The sequence below is a fragment of the Clostridium ragsdalei P11 genome (assembly GCF_001675165.1).
GTDB classification, from domain to species: domain Bacteria; phylum Bacillota; class Clostridia; order Clostridiales; family Clostridiaceae; genus Clostridium_B; species Clostridium_B ragsdalei.
Map to the genome: position 1 here is coordinate 1 of NZ_LROS01000003.1, position 20,882 is coordinate 20,882.

General features: G+C 28.5%; 24 protein-coding genes, 1 tRNA gene and 2 pseudogenes. 11 read left to right on the forward strand and 16 right to left on the reverse strand.

The window, feature by feature from the left end:
- Positions 1-109 precede the first annotated feature (109 nt).
- Together CLRAG_RS01095 and CLRAG_RS01100 are read right to left on the reverse strand one after the other, a co-directional pair.
- A complete protein-coding gene (locus CLRAG_RS01095) occupies positions 110-298 on the reverse strand; it encodes a hypothetical protein (RefSeq protein ID WP_065076679.1) in 189 nt (62 codons plus the stop codon).
- Positions 298-909 carry a YqaJ viral recombinase family nuclease gene (locus tag CLRAG_RS01100; RefSeq protein ID WP_065076680.1) on the reverse strand — a complete coding sequence of 204 codons (612 nt, stop codon included), beginning with the start codon at positions 907-909 and terminating at the stop codon, positions 298-300. The genes CLRAG_RS01095 and CLRAG_RS01100 overlap by 1 nt, the downstream gene beginning before the upstream one ends.
- A 252-nt stretch (positions 910-1,161) precedes the next feature.
- On the opposite strand from CLRAG_RS01100, the gene CLRAG_RS01105 reads away from it, so the two are divergent.
- From CLRAG_RS01105 to CLRAG_RS01115, 4 genes and pseudogenes are all read left to right on the forward strand, one after another.
- Entirely contained in the window at positions 1,162-1,596 is a 435-nt protein-coding gene (locus CLRAG_RS01105; RefSeq protein WP_065076681.1) for a helix-turn-helix domain-containing protein, read from the forward strand.
- A gap of 15 nt (positions 1,597-1,611) precedes the next feature.
- Positions 1,612-2,051 (forward strand): annotated as a pseudogene (locus tag CLRAG_RS01110) (ImmA/IrrE family metallo-endopeptidase).
- Positions 2,052-2,083: 32 nt separating this feature from the next.
- Positions 2,084-2,242, forward strand: a complete 159-nt coding sequence (locus tag CLRAG_RS20800) for a glycine zipper domain-containing protein (protein WP_167351545.1) — start codon at positions 2,084-2,086, stop codon at positions 2,240-2,242.
- A gap of 99 nt (positions 2,243-2,341) precedes the next feature.
- The gene (locus tag CLRAG_RS01115; RefSeq protein ID WP_065076682.1) at positions 2,342-2,971 is read left to right on the forward strand and encodes a VanZ family protein; all 630 of its coding nucleotides are present in this window, start codon (positions 2,342-2,344) and stop codon (positions 2,969-2,971) included.
- A 465-nt stretch (positions 2,972-3,436) separates the two neighbouring features.
- Here CLRAG_RS01115 and CLRAG_RS01120 read toward each other — a convergent pair whose 3' ends face one another.
- A complete protein-coding gene (locus CLRAG_RS01120) occupies positions 3,437-4,009 on the reverse strand; it encodes a DUF1643 domain-containing protein (RefSeq protein WP_065076683.1) in 573 nt (190 codons plus the stop codon).
- Positions 4,010-4,217: 208 nt separating this feature from the next.
- The gene (locus tag CLRAG_RS01125) at positions 4,218-5,216 is read right to left on the reverse strand and encodes a GTP pyrophosphokinase (RefSeq protein WP_065076684.1); all 999 of its coding nucleotides are present in this window, start codon (positions 5,214-5,216) and stop codon (positions 4,218-4,220) included.
- Between the two features lie 182 nt (positions 5,217-5,398).
- Here CLRAG_RS01125 and CLRAG_RS01130 point away from each other — a divergent pair, with 182 nt between their 5' ends.
- The 3 genes from CLRAG_RS01130 to CLRAG_RS01140 all read left to right on the forward strand — a co-directional run bounded on the left by CLRAG_RS01130 (position 5,399) and on the right by CLRAG_RS01140 (position 7,243).
- Complete coding sequence (locus CLRAG_RS01130; protein ID WP_065076685.1) at positions 5,399-6,457, forward strand: GNAT family protein; 1,059 nt, start codon at positions 5,399-5,401, stop codon at positions 6,455-6,457.
- Positions 6,435-6,809 (forward strand): ASCH domain-containing protein, encoded by a 375-nt coding sequence (locus CLRAG_RS01135; protein ID WP_065076686.1) that lies wholly within the window; start codon positions 6,435-6,437, stop codon positions 6,807-6,809. Before CLRAG_RS01130 ends, CLRAG_RS01135 begins: the two co-directional genes overlap by 23 nt.
- A gap of 89 nt (positions 6,810-6,898) precedes the next feature.
- Entirely contained in the window at positions 6,899-7,243 is a 345-nt protein-coding gene (locus CLRAG_RS01140) for an ASCH domain-containing protein (RefSeq protein ID WP_065076687.1), read from the forward strand.
- Positions 7,244-7,286: 43 nt separating this feature from the next.
- Here CLRAG_RS01140 and CLRAG_RS01145 read toward each other — a convergent pair whose 3' ends face one another.
- From CLRAG_RS01145 to CLRAG_RS01155, 3 genes are all read right to left on the reverse strand, one after another.
- The gene (locus CLRAG_RS01145) at positions 7,287-8,432 is read right to left on the reverse strand and encodes a hypothetical protein (protein WP_065076688.1); all 1,146 of its coding nucleotides are present in this window, start codon (positions 8,430-8,432) and stop codon (positions 7,287-7,289) included.
- 253 nt (positions 8,433-8,685) lie between these two features.
- The gene (locus CLRAG_RS01150) at positions 8,686-8,934 is read right to left on the reverse strand and encodes a hypothetical protein (protein WP_065076689.1); all 249 of its coding nucleotides are present in this window, start codon (positions 8,932-8,934) and stop codon (positions 8,686-8,688) included.
- Between the two features lie 244 nt (positions 8,935-9,178).
- Complete coding sequence (locus CLRAG_RS01155; RefSeq protein ID WP_065076690.1) at positions 9,179-10,015, reverse strand: hypothetical protein; 837 nt, start codon at positions 10,013-10,015, stop codon at positions 9,179-9,181.
- Between the two features lie 543 nt (positions 10,016-10,558).
- Between CLRAG_RS01155 and CLRAG_RS20060 the strand changes: the two are divergent.
- Together CLRAG_RS20060 and CLRAG_RS01160 are read left to right on the forward strand one after the other, a co-directional pair.
- Positions 10,559-11,086: pseudogene (locus tag CLRAG_RS20060) on the forward strand (recombinase family protein); the annotation flags it as partial.
- Positions 11,087-11,167: 81 nt separating this feature from the next.
- Entirely contained in the window at positions 11,168-12,349 is a 1,182-nt protein-coding gene (locus CLRAG_RS01160; RefSeq protein WP_065076691.1) for a tyrosine-type recombinase/integrase, read from the forward strand.
- 86 nt (positions 12,350-12,435) lie between these two features.
- Here CLRAG_RS01160 and CLRAG_RS01165 read toward each other — a convergent pair.
- Positions 12,436-12,510 (reverse strand) — tRNA-Glu (locus CLRAG_RS01165).
- Positions 12,511-12,778: 268 nt separating this feature from the next.
- On the opposite strand from CLRAG_RS01165, the gene CLRAG_RS01170 reads away from it, so the two are divergent.
- Together CLRAG_RS01170 and CLRAG_RS01175 are read left to right on the forward strand one after the other, a co-directional pair.
- Complete coding sequence (locus tag CLRAG_RS01170) at positions 12,779-13,444, forward strand: metal ABC transporter ATP-binding protein (protein WP_065076692.1); 666 nt, start codon at positions 12,779-12,781, stop codon at positions 13,442-13,444.
- A gap of 19 nt (positions 13,445-13,463) precedes the next feature.
- The gene (locus CLRAG_RS01175) at positions 13,464-14,258 is read left to right on the forward strand and encodes a metal ABC transporter permease (protein ID WP_013239810.1); all 795 of its coding nucleotides are present in this window, start codon (positions 13,464-13,466) and stop codon (positions 14,256-14,258) included.
- A 63-nt stretch (positions 14,259-14,321) separates the two neighbouring features.
- On the opposite strand, the gene CLRAG_RS01180 is transcribed toward CLRAG_RS01175, so the two are convergent.
- The 8 genes from CLRAG_RS01180 to cobM form a co-directional block, all read right to left on the reverse strand.
- A complete protein-coding gene (locus CLRAG_RS01180) occupies positions 14,322-14,618 on the reverse strand; it encodes a DUF2325 domain-containing protein (RefSeq protein WP_065076693.1) in 297 nt (98 codons plus the stop codon).
- A gap of 549 nt (positions 14,619-15,167) precedes the next feature.
- Positions 15,168-15,683: a cob(I)yrinic acid a,c-diamide adenosyltransferase gene (gene cobO, locus CLRAG_RS01185; protein WP_023162133.1), complete on the reverse strand. Its 516-nt coding sequence runs from the start codon at positions 15,681-15,683 to the stop codon at positions 15,168-15,170.
- A 137-nt stretch (positions 15,684-15,820) separates the two neighbouring features.
- Entirely contained in the window at positions 15,821-16,678 is an 858-nt protein-coding gene (locus CLRAG_RS01190) for a GHMP family kinase ATP-binding protein (protein ID WP_065076694.1), read from the reverse strand.
- Between the two features lie 12 nt (positions 16,679-16,690).
- Positions 16,691-17,467, reverse strand: a complete 777-nt coding sequence (locus CLRAG_RS01195) for a cobalt-precorrin-6A reductase (protein WP_065076695.1) — start codon at positions 17,465-17,467, stop codon at positions 16,691-16,693.
- Positions 17,468-17,479: 12 nt separating this feature from the next.
- The gene (locus CLRAG_RS01200) at positions 17,480-18,304 is read right to left on the reverse strand and encodes a sirohydrochlorin cobaltochelatase (protein WP_065076696.1); all 825 of its coding nucleotides are present in this window, start codon (positions 18,302-18,304) and stop codon (positions 17,480-17,482) included.
- Between the two features lie 34 nt (positions 18,305-18,338).
- Positions 18,339-19,061, reverse strand: a complete 723-nt coding sequence (gene cobJ, locus CLRAG_RS01205; RefSeq protein WP_023162137.1) for a precorrin-3B C(17)-methyltransferase — start codon at positions 19,059-19,061, stop codon at positions 18,339-18,341.
- 58 nt (positions 19,062-19,119) lie between these two features.
- Positions 19,120-20,121: a cobalt-precorrin 5A hydrolase gene (gene cbiG, locus CLRAG_RS01210; RefSeq protein ID WP_065076697.1), complete on the reverse strand. Its 1,002-nt coding sequence runs from the start codon at positions 20,119-20,121 to the stop codon at positions 19,120-19,122.
- Positions 20,102-20,878, reverse strand: coding sequence for a precorrin-4 C(11)-methyltransferase (gene cobM / locus CLRAG_RS01215; protein WP_023162139.1), 777 nt, complete (start codon positions 20,876-20,878; stop codon positions 20,102-20,104). The genes cbiG and cobM overlap by 20 nt, the downstream gene beginning before the upstream one ends.
- Positions 20,879-20,882: the final 4 nt, after the last annotated feature.

The following is a 20,882-nucleotide window of genomic DNA, read 5'->3' on the forward strand; positions in this document are numbered from 1 at the left end:
ATGGGAATTAGTATCAGATATTAAAATTCTTTTTGACGAACTTAATTCTAATTTTGCTAAGATTCATTCATTAGCTTATGCTAGAAGTTTCCTAGTATAAGTTAAATTATCACTTAGAAACCCTATAGTTCTCCTCCTCAAATTCACAAATTAATTTATCATCATCACCATCATATTTAACTTTATTTATAAAACACTCACGATTATCTTCATCATAAAGTTTAAAACCAGTTTTGTTTAAAGCCTGTATCTGTGCGTTTAAACTGTCCATAAGTGTTGTAAATGCTGGATTAGCCATTATGCCTGTGCCTCCAGCTCCTTAATCGTGTTTTTAAGTTCAAAATAATTCTTAATTTTATCCTTATATTCAGATTTTAGATTTACACTAATTCCAGAATCAGAATCTTTATATCTTTCCTTTACATATTTTTCTGCTGCATTAGATCCGTCTAGTGGAGGCGATACTTTCTTAACTATGCAGTTTTCCCAAAAATCCTTTTCCGCACTTACAATCATTTCTATAAGCTCCTCATCCCTATCTACTTCTTTATAAAGGAACTTTTGCCCGCCTATTAAAACAGCTATAAATGCTTTTTCATATCCTGTTACTGCTAGATAGTGCATGACTTGTACTAAGTAACTTGCCGGTATCTCTTCGGAGTCCCACTCTTTAGCTCCAAAAGTATTTACTGTTTTACATTCAAGTAATGCCTTTTCCCCCACTATCTCTCTATCTAAATTAGCTGTCATAAAAGGATATTTAATACTTTGAAGTATGGCGTTTCTCCTTCTGACCTTTTTACCTGTTCTCTTTGAAAATTCTCTTGCAACAAGATCCTCAAGTTCAGTTCCCCAGTAAGCAGCTTCACTCTGCTCACTAGGTTCATTTATTTCTTGAGTTTTATCCATATATACCTGAAATGGTGTTCTCTATTTATTTACTCCAAGAATTGCTCCAGCATCAGATCCGCCAATACCCTGCTGTCTGCTTTTTAACCATTCTAATTCGGTCATATCTTTAGTCTTTGCTAATACTTTATACAATCTCCATCCCTCCATATTTGATTTATTTTCCGTTCCAATTGTGAAAAAGTATATTTTATAAAAATCAATTTGGTATAATAAACTTAAGTTCACTAATTGTGAAAGGAAGTTAACAAAATGAAAAACTATACATTAGGTAATAGAATACGAAATCTGCGTGAAGAAAAATCAATAAGTCAATTAGAATTAGCTAAGATACTTAATATAGGCAACACTACATTATCTCAATATGAATCAGATAAAAGAGTTCCTAGTGATACTGTTAAGAAAAAAATAGCTGAATATTTTGGTATTTCTCTTGATTATTTAATGGGACTTACTGATACCAAAGAACCTAAAATTAATATTCCACAAGAATACTCAGATAAATATAAAGTCACCAAAAAAGATATAGAGCAACATAATGAAGTGATAAAACACGCTCAAGCTTTTATGATGGATGACGAAGTTGGTGAAGAAGATAAAGAAAAATTAGTTACAGTAATAAATAAGCTATACTGGGATGCAAAAGCTAAAAACAAAGAAAAATTTGGAAGGAAAAAGAAAAAATGATAGAGGTGTTTTTTTATGATAAACATTCATGCAAGAGTAAAACACCTTATTCAAAGATATAACACAAAAGATCCTGAAAGAATAATTAAATATTTAGGAATAGATTTAAGGTATGAAGATATAGGGGAAAATACTAAGGGGTTTTACATTAGTCTAATAACAAATAAATATATAGTAATAAACTCTAAATTAAACGAAATTGAAAAAGTTATTGTATTGGCACATGAATTAGGACATGCTCTGCTTCACTACCATAGATCCACTTGCTTTATAAGAGAATATACGTTATTTCCCCCAGGGGAAGAATTGAAAATGAAGCAAACAAGTTTGCAGCTGAACTTTTAATTGACGAAAAAGACATTGACAAATATTCTTTAGAAAATATGTGTAAAAGCCAAATTGCATCATATTTTGGAGTTAACGAGAAATTAGTTGAATATAAATTTAATAAATAGGGCAATTGATTTATTGAGAAAGGAATTTTTTTATGGAACAGAATGAAGGAGAAAATAAAAAAAGTTATAATTATTTAGCTGTTGGAATAAGTTTAGGAATTGTATTTGGGACATCATTCCATAATCTTGCTTTAGGAATATCAATTGGTGCTGCTTTAGGAATAGCTTTGAGTAACAATAAAACAAAATAGTATTACATATAGGATTTGGACATGTAATGTACTTATATGGTACAAGCTACTTATGTTATGGCATACATGTTTGATGTGTATGAGAAAAGGAGAGCTATAATGAGTGATATACGTAATTGGGGTTTGATTGGATATGAAATGCTTTCTGTTTTAATTCCGTTTTTTATCACATATGTGATTCTATATGCAGTATTTAAAAAAGATAAAATGAGAAATAAAAAAAGAAATTTAATTTGGAATTTTATTTTTGCAGTTTATATTTTTGGAGTTCTACATTTTACGGGTGCTGGAACATTATATAATATTAAAATGTATGGATTGAAAATAAACCCAAATGAAATTAATTTAATACCCTTTTCTGGAAATATAGATATAGTAGAGTATGTTTTAAATATCATATTGTTTATTCCTCTTGGATTTTTAATTCCACTAATTTGGACAAGTTGGGACAAATGGAAGTCCCTAATTATTGGAAGTTATTTTTCTATATTAATAGAATTAAGTCAGCTTTTCAATACTCGATGTACGGATATTGATGATTTCATACTGAATACTTTGGGAGCAATAGTAGGTTATTGTTTATATAAGATGCTTAATAGAGTGCAAAAGAAAGATATAAAGACAAGTTATTTGGAAATAGAACCTTTTATATTTATTTGTGCTATGTTTTTAGGACGTTTCTTTATATTTAATGAATTTGGTTTGGCTAAAATTCTTTATAAATTTTAATCAATGTTAAAATGAACGTTTATATGTATAAAAATAGATCACATGCTGGAATTAATATCTTGATGTGGCCTTAGTTAGTAAACAATATAAGAAAATACGTATCAATTTTTATTTTCTTTTTCATCCTCTTTATTGCTTATATAACCTAAAATTATCATTAAAATGCCGCCTAAAGCTCCTATTACAAATGGAGTTATATCTGAATCCATAAGAAGTAACCTCCTTTTTAGTTTCTTATACAATAAATTACAACTGTGAATTTCTCTTTAATCCATTGTCTTTATATAAATAACAGAATGAATTACAAATTATGTCTAAAATATATTATATCATAGGGCTTGGACACGCAGTATATGTATAAGAATAGAATTGTGGTAGATGAGTTATATAATGGCCATGTATCATAAATGGAGTTATATTGGTTATAGATCCATTTTTATTATTTACTCTCAACCGAAATTGTAATTAACGTACTATTTTTTTCAACTCATAAAGTTCTAAGTTAAAACCCTCTTCCCAATTTCGTGGATGCCAAGGATTTTTACTTGATATAAATCGCATAGCATAAACTTTCTTTTTAGTTTCACTTAACTTATCTGAAAGAATCTTTGTAATACTTTTATAACTTTGTTCACACTTTTTCCCTTTACTGCTAGTTCCCCAAGCAACAATTACTTCATCTGTCTTTTTCAATAATGTATCTAAAACTTGAAGATTTTTTTTCATTTTTTCACCATATGATTCTAGTTCTATAAAATATTTCAAATTATTAGGATTAGATGTGCAGTATGGGTATAAATTAGCAATATAAACTCCGTCATATTTATTATAACAAAAATTAAGCACATTATTAATAGATTTATCTGATATAGTTTTATTTGCTTCACTAGGGTTTTTCATTATTACAATAACATATTTATTGTTTCTAGCTTCTTTAAATGGTATAAATAATGAATATCTATAACCTTGCTCTTTACTTATTAAAATTCCTTCTATATCAACATAATCTTTGTACTTATAAATTTGTTTTTTGCTCATCTATATCATCCTCACTGTTTAAGTTCATAAAATATGTATCTTTTTTATAATATATAAAATCAACTTATATTTATTCTCTAATATGCAAACAAAGGCATTGAAACATGGTGTATCCATACTTTTTAATTGTTCCAATTTAAATACTCTTAATTTATCTTCTACACCTATCACCCCTAATTTTTTAACAAAATATTATTTACCTATTTTATCATTTTTTATATTTACTAATTTCATTTTTATAATATAAAAAATACTTAGTATCCTTAAAATATTCATTATCAGCTAACATTAATAGTATTCTTAATGCTCCTACCTGGGTAAGAAATATAATTCTTCTACCAGACGTAAATAGATTTCTTTCTATTTCAAATATCGTATCTTTGTATTTATTGTAAAACTTAGTTAACATCGGAATATTGATTTTATATCTGTTAAGCTCAGAAACTGTTACACTTACACCTCTAACATTTCCTTTTCTATCGCTAAAATAACAATCTAAAAATGCTTGCAAGTTATCAAGATTTACTTCATCACTTGACTCAGATAGATCAATATTATTTTTTTCAGCATCTAATATTTTCTCCTTATATTTATTTCTATAATCTGTAATATCATCCTTTAAAGACTCAAATTGTTCATCGGCTTCTTCAAGCTTTGCGCTTAAAAATGAGAACTTCCTTTTAAATTCTTTAGGAATATCTTCTTCTTTTTTATACTCTAATTTATGCTCTATTTCAGCCCATGTATGCATTAAGTTAGTTCTTACTTGTATTTCTGCTTTTAAATCACCTAGTCCCTTATAATTAGGAGTACACAACCACTCATCTTTTATTTTAACTATAAAATGATATGACCTATATCCAAACTGATCTGGCTTTAATAATTCTTCTTTATCTTGAGATTCTAAGACTTTAAATTCTTTGTTTATTATTTGACATATTTTATCTATATCGCTTTTATAATAACAAATAACTCTAATTCCACAAATATCTTCAATTTGTTCAAAAGGTTTTAAATAATTTTTTCTTTCAATTTTTTCAATAAATGAGTTAGTATCTTTAATTCTATAACATACTGTAAGATAACTAATACCTGCCTCATCTAGTAATATCTTTAAGGCTTGTACAAGGTTAAATCCTAGTTTTTTGTAATTTTTACTTTTAGATATATATAATTTTTTAATTTTCTCACTCTTTAAGTATTCCAACTTTTATCCTTCCTTTTAAATAATATTTTACCACATATTTACTTATTTTTCTACATAATCATTTTACTCCTACTCATAGCATTTTTTTATAATTTTGAAGGAATTAGAAAATTTATGTAGAACTTAGTTAGCATAGATCTAATAAATATTAACAATATTACACTATGAAGGAGGGCTATATTATGTCAGAAAGTTTTTCTTACGAATACTTTGCAAGTATAAATTTAAATGATCCATTTTTTGATTCATTAAAAAATGATTATAAGGAATTTATAGATTGGTTCCATAGAAAAACATTGCAAAATCAAAAAGCATATATTCAAAAAATCAATAACAAAATTGAAGGATTTTTATATCTAAAGATAGAAAAAGGACCTATAAAAGATGTTGATCCTATCTTAAATGTTCAATCAGCAATCAAAATCGGTACATTAAAAATTAACCCACATGGAACTAGATTAGGAGAAAGATTTATTAAAAAAAGTATTGATTATGCAATAGATGTTAAAGCTAATACAATTTATGTAACTGTTTTTGAAAGTCATCCCGAACTTATTAAGCTTTTAGAAAAATATGGTTTTTATAAATATGGTAAAAAAACAACTTCAAATGGAATAGAATTTGTCTTAGTAAAAGACCTAGAATCAATAAATAATGATACACTTTTAGATTATCCTAGAATAAATCCAAATACTAACAATATATATTTATTAGGCATTTATCCAAAATACCATACTAATTTATTTCCAGATTCTAAGCTAAATAACGAACCTTTTGACATAGTTAAAGATGTATCTCATACAAATAGCATAGAAAAAATATATATTTGTAAAATGCGACAGGTGGCCTCTTTAAGGAAAAACGACTTACTATTAATCTATAGAACTTCAGATAAACCAGGACTTGCAAAATTTCGCTCTGTTGCTACTAGTATATGTACTGTTGAAGATGTTAAATCTACTAAAACATTTAATAACTTTATGGACTTTAAAAAGTATTGTAAAAATTATAGCGTTTTTCCTGATGATAGGTTAGAAAAAATATTCTATTCAAAGCACGGTTATTATATAATAAAAATGACATATAATGTTGCATTAAAAAAACGTATAATTAACAAAGATTTAATTGAAAATGTAGGATTAGATTCATCCTCATATTGGGGATTCTTTAAATTAAATTCTAATCAGCTAAAAAAAATAATTGAAATAGGTGAAGTAAATGAAGGCTATATTATCCATTAAACCTGAATTTGTAAATAAAATTCTATCAGGCGAAAAAAAGTATGAATTTCGAAAAAAAGTTTTTAAACAAAATATTGAATCCGTTATAATATATTCTACAAAACCTGCAGGTGTCTTTATAGGTGAATTTAAAGTAAATAAAATTGTATCAGGTGATGTAGATAAAGTTTGGTCAAAAACTAATAAAAAAGCTGGCATAACATACAAATACTACAAGGAATACTTCAAAAATAATTCTGTAGCATACGCATTAAAAATAGATGACTTATGGATATATGATCATCCTATAGATCCATCAAGCATATTACCGGACTTCAAGGCCCCTCAATCTTTCTGTTATCTAAGAAATTAGAGTCTTTAAACAGTTAGTAAAATTTGTTTTTGAACATATGTTCCTTTTATGCTATAATCATTTATTAATTATATATTGGAGGAATACATATGGTTCATACCATGAGATTACAAGAAAAATATTTTGATCTTATTAGATTAAATCGCAAAATAATCGAAGTTAGACTAAACGATACAAAAAGAAAATCTTTATCAATAAATGATATTATCATATTTTTTAAAATGTCCAATCACAGTGAATCTATTAAAGTATCTGTAGATAAAATAACTAAATTTTCTTCTTTTAAATGTTTATTATCTCAAATTGACATTAAAGACTTGGGGATCAGTAAAAAAGATAAAAATGTCTTTTTACAGGAGTTATCTTCTATCTATTCGTCTGCAGATGAAAAACAACTCGGTGTGTTAGGCATAAAATTCCATATTTTAGATTAACTATATATACCAGGAGGTTATAAATCAATTTGTGAATAACCTCTTATATACTTTTTTTATGTAATTTGGATTTCATATTTTTATAATCATAAAATTTTTCAGTATCACTATTTTCTAAGAGCTTATTGTTTAAGAGATGTTTTAACTCTTTATATGCATCTATGTTTTCTTTTCTAACATCACTGTTACGTTTACGCTCTTTAAATTCAAAGTCAAAATTATAAACAAGATCATACAATCTGTAAATGACTTGTACATCTGATGACTCTAAGAAATTACAATTAGCAACTATATGTTGCCAATCTTCAAAATATCTTATATCCACAGATCCCCTTTCATTATTTATATAGTCTTCAATACTTACCAGATCATAATATAACACTGAAGCATAATGTTTTTCTTTTTTTTCATCATCAATTATTCTAAAATATTTTTGAGATAAATAAGTAACACCGCCACCAACTAGTGCACCAACAATAGCTCCTAATAAGGAATTCATAATTTTAGGCTCAACTCCTTTCAAAATAAAGATAAGTATAATAATACTCACTATCAAAATTATCATTCTCAGAAAAAACTTATTATTTCTAATTTTTTCATCAGCAATTTCTAATTTTTCATCATTAAATTTACTATTTTCCACATCATCAATTATTTCTAGGCACAATTGATAAAAACTTAATCTTCTAGATTCACTTATTTCCTTAATATCATTTGCTATTATTTCTGCAGTAATTCCAACCATGATAACTATAACTAGATAAATCAAAGTTTGAATCTTAGTATTATCATCTATTCTTTTAAATGTACTTGTATTTAAAATTGCTGTTCCAATAGATACAGCAATAGTTATCAATGAGCATATCCAAGGTATTATTGAAACTTTAGTATTATTTAAATTATTAATAATATTTTTAATTTGTAGTTTATCTGATATAATTAATTTTTTTTCTTTTCTCTCCCCATATATTTTTATAATTTCTGATATAAGTTCATTCGCATTATTTATTGATATATCAATGTCTTTTAAGGCACTTATACACATAACATATTTTTCATAATGTTTTAGATAATAATTCATAATATCATATATATTCATATTCTTATACCATTTAAAAATTGCCTCATAACAAGTATAGACTATTATTATTATAAATGACCATTTCACTATAGCATCTATTAAATTCATGTCTCTCCTCCTTTTAATGGTAACCATTTTATTGGCAATCGTAATACAATGGGAATTCATAATTTAGATACTAACCAAGATGATTGTTAAATAAATAATATCAAGACTGAACATATAAGAACATTCTATACAGATACTTTATCTCAAACTCATCTACAGGGTTATGATAATTGTACACATTGTATTGGTAGTTGTCAGCACTAATTCCGAACGTAGTCAGTGGCTATTTATTTTCCCTGACTATATTTCAGATTTAAATAACATAATATGTTTTTGGCTTAGATACAATTTGATAATTCCTCCCTGTAGAGTAATGAGGATATGCCTTTATTATATTTTTAACAGTATGTTTTCGAGTTGAACATTCATCAAACATTGAAATATCTTCACAAAGAATAACTGAGTCTTCATTTTCAACAACAAAAATCAATAATTCCTTTTCTGTATAACTTTTACCTATTTCTAATTTTTCTGGTACATCATCTTCAAAATAATTACTCATAATAAATACCCCCCTTTATCAACATATATTCTCCAATAATTTATATATTCCTGCTAATTTTTACAAAAAAATAAAACTTAAAACAAATCCACTGCTCTAGGCCTTATTTGTAATATCCTTACTATTTCAAAAATTTCATTAAATATGATCTCCTTTTACGTACTCTTAATTCCTTGCCAATATGTATAATATATATATTGGTTCCATTCATATTTATTTTGAGACATCAAGAGTACCCTACAATTCATTCTACTAATTTTTCCAACTCTGAAATTTTATCTTTTACTGTTTGCTTAATTTCATTATATTTTTCATCAAAATTAAATTTACTTGCATCTCCTTTTTTTGATTCAACCTTAACTCTTTCCCACTCAGTCTTTAAATATACTTGAGTTAATAGCATTATTAATTGTGAACTATACTTTACTTTTTTAACACATTTTTTTATATCATTATTAATATAACTAGCCAATTCATTACATATATCAAAACCCAATTTACCAAAGTCTTCTTTTTGAACAATATCTTTAATATATTGTTTAAATTCTTTTTCACTCTTAAAAATAATTTTATTCTTTATTAATACATTAGCTAACGTCTTCTTTGTCATTTCCAAATCTTTATCCTTATAAAAATAGAACTGAATAAGTTTTTTGCGTCCTTCAAATTTCTTTTTTTCATGATTGCTGTAAATATTATACTTTTTTAGTTGTAGAAATGTTTCTAAAGACTTATTTAATTCTTGAATTATATTTATAATTTTTTTATCTTGCTTTCCTTTAAAATTTAAATGTAATTCAATTTTTGCAGTTATATTTCCCAAGTCACCAAAGTACTCATTAAGATTTTCAGGAAAAGTCGTATCATAAAAATATCTAACTTTACTTAAGTATTCAGATATATAATCTTTAAGTTTTTGCATCCATTCAACTCTATTACTTGTTATAATTTCAGCAGTCCTTTGCTTCTTAGACTGGCTAATTACAATAAAAATATTTATAAATGCACTTATAAGAGAAATTCCTGCAGCTATTATAGCACCTATTACAGCTCCATTTCCTGGTTCAATTTTCAGAAACACTTTTACTCACCTCTTAAAAATTAATATTCAGTATATAAAAATAATTTTTCTATTTTAAGGTTATCTTTTATTCACCAAATTCTATACTCATATATAATGTTACCTACATCAACTCTTTAGATAATATTTCTACAATATGAATCAATATCCTTTAACTTTCGTTCGTCAACATATGACTTGTTTTTTAATATCATTGTATTTATATATCTTTATATTGTTCTAATTTTTACCTAAAATAAATGTCTGCTTATTCTTCAAATAACTTTAGGCGTAGTCATTTTGACCACACCTAACTCTAATATGTAATTTATAACTTCTTTTCTTATCCTGTAAGCAATACTTCTAAGCACTCCATACATTTCATTGGCTTCCAATTAACATTTTAATTATTTTTCTATATTACTTTATATGCTTATCAAAACACACTGTTATATATAAAAGGTAAGGCTTTATATATAACTTTCCCACATAATCTGTTTTGACATACAAACATGTGTTTGCTAGAATTAACTTATTAAATACTAATATTGGGGGTATTTAATAATGAAAGTAGCAATATATAGCAGGAAATCAAAGTTCACTAGTAAAGGTGAATCTATAGAAAATTAAATTGAAATGTGTAAATAATACTGCAATAAAAATTTTGATGAACAAATTGAATTTATAATTTATGAAGATGAAGGCTTTAGTGGTGGAAATATAGACAGGCCTCAGTTTCAACAAATGATAAAAGATGCGAAGAATGAGAAATTTGATGCTTTAGTCTGTTATAGACTTGACCGTGTAAGTAGAAAATGTTGCTGACTTTTCTAGCACCCTTGAATTACTACAGCAACATGATATATCTTTTATAAGCATAAAGGAACAATTTGACACAAGTACTCCTATGGGTAAGTAAGGGCCTCTGTATTCGCACAATTAGAGCGTGAAACCATCGCTGAACGTGTACGTGATAATATGATTGAACTGGCAAAAACAGGCCGTTGGTTAGGTGGACCTCCTCCTATGGGATTTAAATCAGAAAAGGTGATCTACTATGACGCTGAAATAAAACAAAAATCCATGCATAAGTAAAAATCTTATCAGGAGCAATGTCTCCTATATATTTTTTAATTTTATATCGAACAAAAATTCTATCAAGGAGGTATTTAAATGGCAACAAAAACAAACTTTATTTCTAATGGGAAAAAGTATTATAGAATAAACTATGATATTGGTATAGATGCTGATGGAAAAAGAATTAGGAAACAATTTGTTGGTAAAAGCAGAAAAGAAGCTGAAAAAAAGAAACTAGACTACATAAATAACATGAATGCTGGTTTAAAAGATACAAAAAATATGTGGCTTGCACAAACATTAAAAAGTTGGTTATTTGAAGTTGTAAAAATGTCTGGTAATATAAAACCAACTACATTTGCAAGATATGAAGGATTATATAGAAATTACATAGAAAATTCTCCTATAGGATGTATGAGTTTAGATAAATTGGAGTCAATACAAATACAGAGATATTATAATAAGCTATTTAGGCAAGGCAAAAGCAGCAATCAAATTAACTATGTAAATAAATTTTTAAAACAATTTTTAAATTATGCGGTTGACTGTGGGTATATTCTCAAGAACCCATGTGGTGGGAAAAAGATTGCTATTCCAAAAGAGAACTCAGATAAAGTATCTGAAAGGCATATACCTGTATTCAATAATGAAGATCTAGCAAAAATCGTTAAAGCTGAAAGCTCTAAAATTAAATACATTGCTCTATTTTCTTTATCAACAGGAATGAGACGTGGAGAAATAATTGGCTTAAAAGAAAATGACATTGACTATAAGTTAAAAGAAATTCATATTAGAAGAACTGTGGCAACTACTACAATTTTTGATGATAACAATAAAAGAAGTAAACAAACTATAGTTCAAGAACCAAAAAGCAAAAACTCTAAAAGAACAATTCCACTTCCAGCATCATTAGTAGAAATAGTCAAAGCTTCAATTAAAATTAAAAAATCAGAAAAATTAAAAGCTGGTAGTAGCTACTGCAAAGACAACTTAGACTACATATTTCTAAGTGAACAAGGTAACTTAATTAACGCTGGAAACTTAGACAAAACATGGTCAAAATTCTTAAGGTCCTTAAATATTCCTCACAAAAAATTTCATGCTTTAAGACATACGTATACCACTAAGCAATTTGAACATAATATACCTTTAAAAACTATTTCTATGCTATTAGGTCACAGCAGTATTGAAATAACTGCCAATATTTATACTCATGTTTTAAAAAAAGAAAAGGAGAAATCAGCAGACATTTTAGCTGATATTAAAACTATGGTGTAAAAATGGTGTAAAATTTTAAAAAAGCACACCTTAAATCAAAAAATAAAAGTGGCTCAACTATTGTAGCTGAGCCATTCTTTGATCTTTGGTAGTCCCTAGGAGAATCGAACTCCTGATTTCACCGTGAGAGGGTGACGTCTTAACCGCTTGACCAAGGGACCATATTTAATTTTCGCAATCAACATTTAATATTATATATCCTGATCAGCAATTAGTCAACACTTTTTTCATTTTTTATTCAATATTTTTTCTAAAAACTTTATTTTAGATAGCATCCATTCTAGATACACAATTAAAAACATTAAAGATTGAATTAGAAATTAATATTTTAGTTGCAACTAGTTCGCAACTAGTTATATAATAGTATATGTCGGTCTTATATGTACTGCACCTATCGTGTACATTTAATATAAATGGAGGAAATCATTAATGATAGAAATTAAAGATCTGACATTTTCCTATACAGGTAAATGTCCTTATTTAATAAATAAAGTAAACTTAAATATTCAAGACGGAAGCTATGTTTCAATTTTAGGCGAAAACGGCAGCGCTAAAACCACCCTTGTAAAATTGATTTTAGGACTGTTAAGTCCTTTAAGCGGCAGTATACACATAGCAGCTGAAAGAATTGGATATGTACCTCAAATAGTAGATAATTTTAATTCTGAATTTCCAATTACAGTTTCAGAACTAATGAGATGTCATAGTAAAGTTTTAAAAATAAAAAATAAAAAATCTGCAAATATATGTCTTGGTTCTGTTGGAATGAGCGATTTTAAAAATAAACTGATAGGGAATCTTTCTGGCGGCCAGCGTCAAAAAATATTTATAGCAAGAGCTCTCATTGGCTACCCTAAACTCCTAATATTTGATGAACCTTCTACTGGAATAGACGTTCCAAGCCAAAAAGAAATATACAGTATAATAAAACATTTAAATAGGCACCAATCCATAACGGTTCTAGCTGTAGAACACAACTTAAAAGCTGCTCTGGAAAATTCTACCCATATCTGTACCATGAAGGATGGCAATTTAAAAATGTATACTGTTGAAGAATACAAACAACAAGTACATAATCTATCTGATTTTAATTAAATTTTACTGGAGGAAAATCATGTTACAATACGGTTTTATGCAAAATGCAATTATTGCAGGTATATTTATATCTATACTTTGTCCTGCTGTAGGCATATTTTTAGTCTTAAAAAGATATTCTATGATTGGAGATACCCTATCTCATTCATCCCTCGCTGGAGTTGCAATAGGTCTAGTTTTCGGATTCAATCCAATACTAACTGCTTTTATATTTACTTCCATTGCAGGACTCGTAATAGAGTTTTTACGAGATTATTATAAGAAATACGCTGAATTAATACTTGTTATAGTCCTTACATTATCCGTTGGTATTGCCATTGTACTTATAAGTACTGGAAAAGCCAATGCAGATGTAAACTCCTTTCTTTTTGGAAGTATACTTACTGTATCTGAAAATGACATTTACACAGTAGTTATATTAAGCATAATTTCTGTTATAACTTTAACTCTTTTACATAATGAATTATTGTATATAACCTTTGATGAAAATGGAGCAAAAGTGTGCAAAATAAAAGTAAAGCTTATAAATTACATATTTGCCCTTTTGGTAGGTGCTACAATTTCTGTTTCTATACGAATTCTTGGGATTCTTGTAATTTCATCCATGATAGCTATGCCCGTGGCTGCAGCCCTTCAACTTCACAAAGGATTTAAAATTACATTTTTATTTTCAATAATATTTGGATTTCTAGATATAATGATTGGATTATTCTTGTCCTATTATATAAATAGTGCCCCTGGTGGTACTATAGCAATTACTTCAGTTGTATTGCTTTTAGTTGTTATTATAGGTAAAAGGTTATTCAATAAATAACTTTCTATGTTCTCAGATATGTTTAGGTATTTATAAATTTAAATACTTACGCATATCTTAAGCTCATTGGTTTACTATTTTTGTAGTATAATTTTCTATATTCTCTCTTATACTTGGCCAGGAACGTTTGCAAAACATTACTTCTACATTATTTCTCCTTGATCTTTCTTTTATTATGTTAGCCATATTATGTCCTATATAATCTATAAGCACCAATACCAAATCTGTATTTTCGTGAATTTTTATTTTTCTATCACCTTTTTTTCTTCCTGTAACATGGCCAATTTCATTAAATCCCTTTTCTCTCAATTTATCTTCTATATTTCCAAGTCGGTCTCCTCCTACTACTAAAATACTCATAAATTAATTCCTCCTCAGTTTATAATTGATATTAATTCTCATAATCAATTATAAACTGATATCACTATTTTGTAAACCTTATATTGCGACTAAGCTAAAAACTCTATATAAGTCTTCTAACTTAAAAATCAACTTATACGTAGAAATATTTTTACAATAGTGAAGCTCTTTTAAATACTTTGTATATAAGTCTTAGGGAAAAATTTAACGAGCTGAAGGTTGTAAGAAATTGCTCATCGAATAGTTTTAATTGATAATCTTAGAAATGCTATTGTTTTGTAAACTTTATATAGAGCTTCTAACTAAAATTTAAACTTATACATAAAATGTAATGACAAAATTGAAAGCACCTTTAAAAACTTTTCCATAAGTCTTAGCGAGGTATTTTAGAAAATCTTAGGAACTTAGATATGTTTGAGGCACGAGTTTAGCTAAGGTTCTTAGATTTTCAAAATACCAAGCTCTAGACTTATTAAAAGTTTTTATGGTGCTAAAATTTGTCATTACATGACCTGTATAAGTTGATTTTTTGTTTAGAAACTCTATAGGTTAATTCTCTATTCCAACTCTTGCTGGAACCCCTTCAGTATAGTAATGCTTTATTTCCTTCATTTCTGTAACTAAATCTGCTCTTTCTATTATTCTCTTATCTGCATATCTTCCAGTTAGTATTACTTCAGTCTTTTCCTGCTTTTTATCTAAAATTTGCAAAACTTCATCTACTGTAAATAGCTCATAAAATATAGCTATATTTATTTCATCCAATACTACTACATCATAATCTCCCTTTGTAACTATTTCTTCAACTTTTTTAAGTCCAGTTTTAGCTGCTTCTATATCAGCTTTGCTTGGTTTACCGCATATAAAGCAATTTCTTCCAAACTGTTCTAATGTAAAATTAGGTAAATATTCTTTTGCCTTTAACTCGCTGTACTCCATTCCCTTAACAAATTGTCCAAAGAATACTTTTTTACCAGCACATACAGCTCTAAGAGATAAACCTAGTGAAGCCGTAGTCTTACCTTTTCCGTTTCCAGTATAAACTTGAATATATCCTTTATCCATAACAAACAACCCTCTTCCTTATAATAAGTTATTTTCTTTCAAATGCCTAAATTCTTTCTCTTACTTTAAGTTTATTAGTATGCATATATTATGTCAATAATTATTATAAATAGAATTTTTTCAATCACATAATCATACTAAATACATTCCACTGGCAGTAAAATTTCACTTAAAGCCTTTACTTTATATATCTTTATATTTTTTAAATTTAATCCTCCTAGGAACTTTTCTTCAAATTTAAACTTTTCTGCATCATCATATATTATTCCTAAAACATTTCCACTATGTGCACCTATTATTCCAAGGCCTGAAGTTTTTTCTTTTATATCCATCACTAAGTTTAAAAAGTCATAATAAAGCCGCTCCTGATTTTTCACTATACTTTCAGTTGATACATAGGCTAGCTTATGTAAATCTTTTTCTTTCACTGCTTCTTTAAGTATTGGAACTAAGTCTTTAACATCACATAAATTAGGTAAATTTTTGTGATTAAATTCAACTGTATCTACTGTTTTATCTCCTTCAAAAGCAAGTATATTATAAGATAAATAATCTCCTATGGTGAATTTATAATTACCACTTTTGTAATCAAATAAAGTCATCTTATTAAATACTATACTATCCGTAGGTTCGATATCTATACAGTTTTTCACAAGTTCTACCTCATTGAATTTTTTATTAAACATATTAATAAGACAATAATAAACTCCACAAAGATCTGCCGTACTACTGGCAAGTCCCTTTCCATATGGAATCTCGGAGTTTATTTCTATATCTAGACTATCAAAATACTTTTCATATCCCCAGGATTTAAGAATATTGTACAAAAAACTAGAAGACTTCTTTAAGTACCTTTTCCTTACGGGATTATTACATTCTATAAGCTTAACTTTAGTATAAATATTTACTGGACAAGACAATAAAAGATCTCTATTTTCTATTTTTCCCTGAAGTATCTCTCCAAAACTTCCAGGATAAATTGTTGAAGTCTCCATAAAATACACCCTTTACAAATTTTTTATTGTCTTTATATATTTCACAAGTTCATTTACATTGTAAAAAACATTAATATTATCATAATTCATTTTTTTTCTTCCAATTATAAAAGCATATATTCCACAATCCAGACAGGCTCTTATTTTTTCATAAGTTCCGCCTTCCCTTCCACTGTCTTTAAGCAGCATGGCTTCAGCTTCATAATCTTTTATAAAGGCACAATTTAGTTCATAGCTGACAGGCCCCTTTAAGGCAATTATATCCCCTAGGTCTATTTTTCTGTCATTACATTCCTTTATAACTTTAACAGAAGGTAAAACTCTATAAATTATTCTATTTTTAAGGTTTAGGCCCAACACCTTATCTAAGCTCTTACTACCTGTAGTATTTAATATAGTTCCCTTTATCTCTTTAAGCTTCACTTTAAGCTCATTATAATCCTCTACTTCTACAACTTTAGCCTCATTTTTAAATTTTTCTATACAAGAGGGCCTTTCATATCTTATATACTGTATATTTAGCTCATTGCATGCCTTAATTACATTTTTAGTAACTTCCACTGCATAAGGATGTGAGGCATCCACTAGTACTTTTACACCTTTTTCCCTTAATTCACTTATAAGATCATGAAGATCAAGTGGTTTATTATTCATATAAGCATATTTATATTCTTTAAGAAGCTCTCCACCATATTCCGTTGCTGTAGATACAAATATATCAGAAGTAAATTCATTTAGCAAAGAAAGTATTTTTCTACCTTCAGAAGTTCCAAGAATTAATCCTATCATATGAAAATCTCCTTACATTCTAACTTTCATCTTTTCATCCATAAGAGGATTGCCTTCTATACAATCTCTAATGTGCTGCACATATATCTTCTGAAAAGCCTTGTTTTCTCCAAGTCCATGAAGATATGTATCTATTTCAAATCCTTTAGATTCAAGTATTTGTTTCCAAGAATCCTTGTCTTCACCTGCCATGTCATTTGTGGCATGATCTCCTGCTACTAACATAAAAGGCATTAATGTTACTTTCTCAATATTGTTTTTTTTCAGCTTAGGTATTACATTATCAATTTCAGGATACCCCTCTACAGTAGCTATAAAAATATTTCTTATTTTCAAATCATCTAATACATATTGAAAAAGAGCATAACTAGAATTACTATGATGCGAAGAGCCATGTCCCATTAACACTACAGCTTCATTTTGACTAAGAGGTGGAAGCTGCTTTTCTAATGCCCTTGCAGCTATTACATAATCGCTTTGCCTATAAAGTACAGGGCGACCTAAAACCAGTTTACCAAAAGACCCTTGATATTCATTTATACAGCGAACTACCTTGTCATATTCATCTCCTGGCATTATATGTAGTGGCTGAACATAAACTTCTCTAAAGCCTTCATTTTTCATTTTATCCAGGGCCTCAGGCACTGTGTCTATATAAATTCCCTTTTGATTTTTTAATTTTTTAATTATTATTCCGGAGGTAAAAGCTCTTCTAACTGCATATCCCTTAAATTCATTTTTAATTTCATTTTCCGTGTCTTCAATACAGTTTTTAAGTGTTTCCAATATGCTCGTACCAAAACTTACCACAAGTATTCCTCTTTTTGCTTCCTTCAAATCTTATCACCTCTTTTAAGAATAGTTTTTAATTCTACTGTGGAATTTTGTAACCACGGGGAGTTATAAATACCCCATCTTTTATATAACTGTTACTGTTTCCTATTATAACTACAGACATCATGTCAACTACGCTATCATCAAAAGAATCAAGTGTAAAAAGCTTATGCTCCTGACCTTCTCTAAGTGCATTTTTAACTACGGCTATAGGGGTATCGCCTTTCCTGTATTTTTTCACAATATCAATACATTCTTTTAAATAATGAGGTCTACCCTTACTTTTAGGATTATAAAGTGATATTACAAAATCTCCAGAAGCTGCAAGTTCAATTCTCTTTTTTATAAGCTCATAGGGAGTCATAAGATCACTTAAACTTATGTTACAGTTATCATGCATAAGAGGTGCTCCAACTATGGAAGCTGCTGCAGAAGAAGCTGTAAGTCCTGGAATTACTTCTACATCTTCATCTTTTCTCATTTCTAAGATGAGCCCTGCCATACCATATATTCCTGGGTCACCTGTACTCACTATGGAAACTACGTGGTCTTTTGAAAGTTCAAGTGCTTTTTTACATCTCTCCACTTCAGCTCTCATACCTGTTGAAATTACCTCTTTATTTTTAATTAGATCTTTTATCATCTCTATATACTTAGTATATCCTACAATTATTTCACTATTTTCTATTACCTTTACAGCACGTAAAGTCATATTTTCATATCCACCTGGTCCAATTCCTACTACATAAAGTTTACCCATTTTACACACATCCTTTATCCAGTGCACAATTCACAATTTACAATGCACAATTTTTAATTCACAGTTTTTTATGTACTTCACCTATACACAATGTCATTCCATTTGCCTTTATTTTATCCGTAATTAAAGATGCTCCCGTAAGTTCTGTGCAAGGCTCACACACTGCCCTTACACCTATGGTTTTTTCAACAAAGTCACTGCCTTTATAGTTGTGATGTACCTTCTTTATATCTTCTATAGAATAGATTTTCAAATCACATTTGAAATATTCTGCAAGTTTTAATATGGCCTCTTCCTTTGCCTTTATTTCCACAGTAGAAATATACTTTACAGCCCTTTCATCTATATTGTAATCTAAAAGCAGCTTTTTAACTGTTTCTATCATCTGCTTCGAATCGAAATTTTTCCTACAGCCAACTCCCAGCACAATATTTTTTCTTATGAGTTTTAATGTTTTTATATCTCTAAAATTTTCCTTGCCAAAGGCTTTACATTTATTTGTAACATACAAAAGTCCTTGTATATCGTCTGAATTGATGCTGTAACCTTTGGGAGCATCCAACAATTTATCCTCATCTATAAATCCTACTTTTTTGCCTTCCACCAAAAGGGCAGCTATGTATTTAGCATCTTTTAAATCATTTATAATGAGTCCATTTTCTTTTGCAAAAACATCCGGTGCTTTTACCCCAATATTGTCCGTAGCTGTAGTTATTACAGGAACAGCTTTAAGGATACTTGCCAATTTGCATGTAAGTTCATTTGCCCCGCCTAAATGACCACTTAAAAGGCTGATTATGAATTTACAGGAACTGTCTATGACAACTACTGCAGGATCCTTATCTTTTGATTTTATAAAGCTTGCTATGGCTCTTACAGCTATACCCGTAGAACTTATAAATACAACTGCCTTGTAATTTGACATGGCAGTTTCCGCTGCATCTTTAAGTTTAAAACCTTCCATATTATTTTTAGAATAAAGATCTATAGGAAAATGCTTTTTTATCTTATCACTTATTTTATCTCCTGCAGTTGTAACGCTAATTACCGCTATTTTCATTTTTTGCCTTTCTGAACATATGGGTAAAATTTTCATCGTACAAAAGGCTTTTATCATATTTGCAATTGATAAAATCTCCTACAAGTATCTGCGCTGTCTTTGTTATATTTTCCTTCTTTACTTTTTCTACAATATCATCCAAAGTTCCTATAACACACTTTTCATCTTCCCAGGTAGCTTTTTGAATAACTGCTATAGGCACATTTCTACCATAGCCTTTCTTTAATTTTTCCACTACCTTGTCTATCATGCTTACAGACAAAAACAGTGCCATGGAAGCTCCTACAGAAGCTAATCTTTCCAAATTTTCTTTCTCTGGTACGGGAGTTCTTCCCTCTACTCTTGTAAGAATTATAGTTTGGCTTATACTTGGCAGGGTAAATTCTCTGTTTATAGCAGCTGCTGCAGCCGTAAAGGAACTTACTCCTGGAACAACTTCATAATCTATTCCAAGCTTGTCTAGTTCATCCATCTGCTCTCTTATAGCCCCATATATGGTTGGATCTCCTGTATGCAGTCTAACTATTTTCTTTCCTTCTCCATGATATTTTTTTATAACATCGATAACTTCATTTAAGGTCATGGAAGCAGAATTATATATTTTTACTCCAACTCTACAGTATTCCAAATGATCTTTGCTTACGAGTGAACCTGCATATATAACCACATCTGCAGTTTTTAATATATCTCTTCCTTTAACTGTTATTAAATCAGCATTTCCCGGTCCTGCTCCTATAAAGTAAACTTTATTTGTCATGTTC

What these genes read in the sequence shown, in the direction of transcription:
- CLRAG_RS01135 (WP_065076686.1), top strand. Translation starts at nt 6,435, where the DNA reads ATGAAGGCTATATTATCCATTAAACCTGAATTTGTAAATAAAATTCTA.
- CLRAG_RS01095 (WP_065076679.1), bottom strand. Translation starts at nt 298, where the DNA reads ATGGCTAATCCAGCATTTACAACACTTATGGACAGTTTAAACGCACAG.
- CLRAG_RS01150 (WP_065076689.1), bottom strand. Translation starts at nt 8,934, where the DNA reads ATGAGTAATTATTTTGAAGATGATGTACCAGAAAAATTAGAAATAGGT.
- CLRAG_RS01180 (WP_065076693.1), bottom strand. Translation starts at nt 14,618, where the DNA reads ATGAGTATTTTAGTAGTAGGAGGAGACCGACTTGGAAATATAGAAGAT.
- CLRAG_RS01195 (WP_065076695.1), bottom strand. Translation starts at nt 17,467, where the DNA reads ATGATAGGATTAATTCTTGGAACTTCTGAAGGTAGAAAAATACTTTCT.
- CLRAG_RS01100 (WP_065076680.1), bottom strand. Translation starts at nt 909, where the DNA reads ATGGATAAAACTCAAGAAATAAATGAACCTAGTGAGCAGAGTGAAGCT.
- cobO (WP_023162133.1), bottom strand. Translation starts at nt 15,683, where the DNA reads ATGGATAAAGGATATATTCAAGTTTATACTGGAAACGGAAAAGGTAAG.
- CLRAG_RS01175 (WP_013239810.1), top strand. Translation starts at nt 13,464, where the DNA reads ATGTTACAATACGGTTTTATGCAAAATGCAATTATTGCAGGTATATTT.
- CLRAG_RS20800 (WP_167351545.1), top strand. Translation starts at nt 2,084, where the DNA reads ATGGAACAGAATGAAGGAGAAAATAAAAAAAGTTATAATTATTTAGCT.
- cobM (WP_023162139.1), bottom strand. Translation starts at nt 20,878, where the DNA reads ATGACAAATAAAGTTTACTTTATAGGAGCAGGACCGGGAAATGCTGAT.
- CLRAG_RS01170 (WP_065076692.1), top strand. Translation starts at nt 12,779, where the DNA reads ATGATAGAAATTAAAGATCTGACATTTTCCTATACAGGTAAATGTCCT.
- CLRAG_RS01105 (WP_065076681.1), top strand. Translation starts at nt 1,162, where the DNA reads ATGAAAAACTATACATTAGGTAATAGAATACGAAATCTGCGTGAAGAA.
- CLRAG_RS01160 (WP_065076691.1), top strand. Translation starts at nt 11,168, where the DNA reads ATGGCAACAAAAACAAACTTTATTTCTAATGGGAAAAAGTATTATAGA.
- CLRAG_RS01190 (WP_065076694.1), bottom strand. Translation starts at nt 16,678, where the DNA reads ATGGAGACTTCAACAATTTATCCTGGAAGTTTTGGAGAGATACTTCAG.
- CLRAG_RS01115 (WP_065076682.1), top strand. Translation starts at nt 2,342, where the DNA reads ATGAGTGATATACGTAATTGGGGTTTGATTGGATATGAAATGCTTTCT.
- CLRAG_RS01145 (WP_065076688.1), bottom strand. Translation starts at nt 8,432, where the DNA reads ATGAATTTAATAGATGCTATAGTGAAATGGTCATTTATAATAATAATA.
- cbiG (WP_065076697.1), bottom strand. Translation starts at nt 20,121, where the DNA reads ATGAAAATAGCGGTAATTAGCGTTACAACTGCAGGAGATAAAATAAGT.
- CLRAG_RS01130 (WP_065076685.1), top strand. Translation starts at nt 5,399, where the DNA reads ATGTCAGAAAGTTTTTCTTACGAATACTTTGCAAGTATAAATTTAAAT.
- CLRAG_RS01140 (WP_065076687.1), top strand. Translation starts at nt 6,899, where the DNA reads ATGGTTCATACCATGAGATTACAAGAAAAATATTTTGATCTTATTAGA.
- CLRAG_RS01120 (WP_065076683.1), bottom strand. Translation starts at nt 4,009, where the DNA reads ATGAGCAAAAAACAAATTTATAAGTACAAAGATTATGTTGATATAGAA.
- cobJ (WP_023162137.1), bottom strand. Translation starts at nt 19,061, where the DNA reads ATGGGTAAACTTTATGTAGTAGGAATTGGACCAGGTGGATATGAAAAT.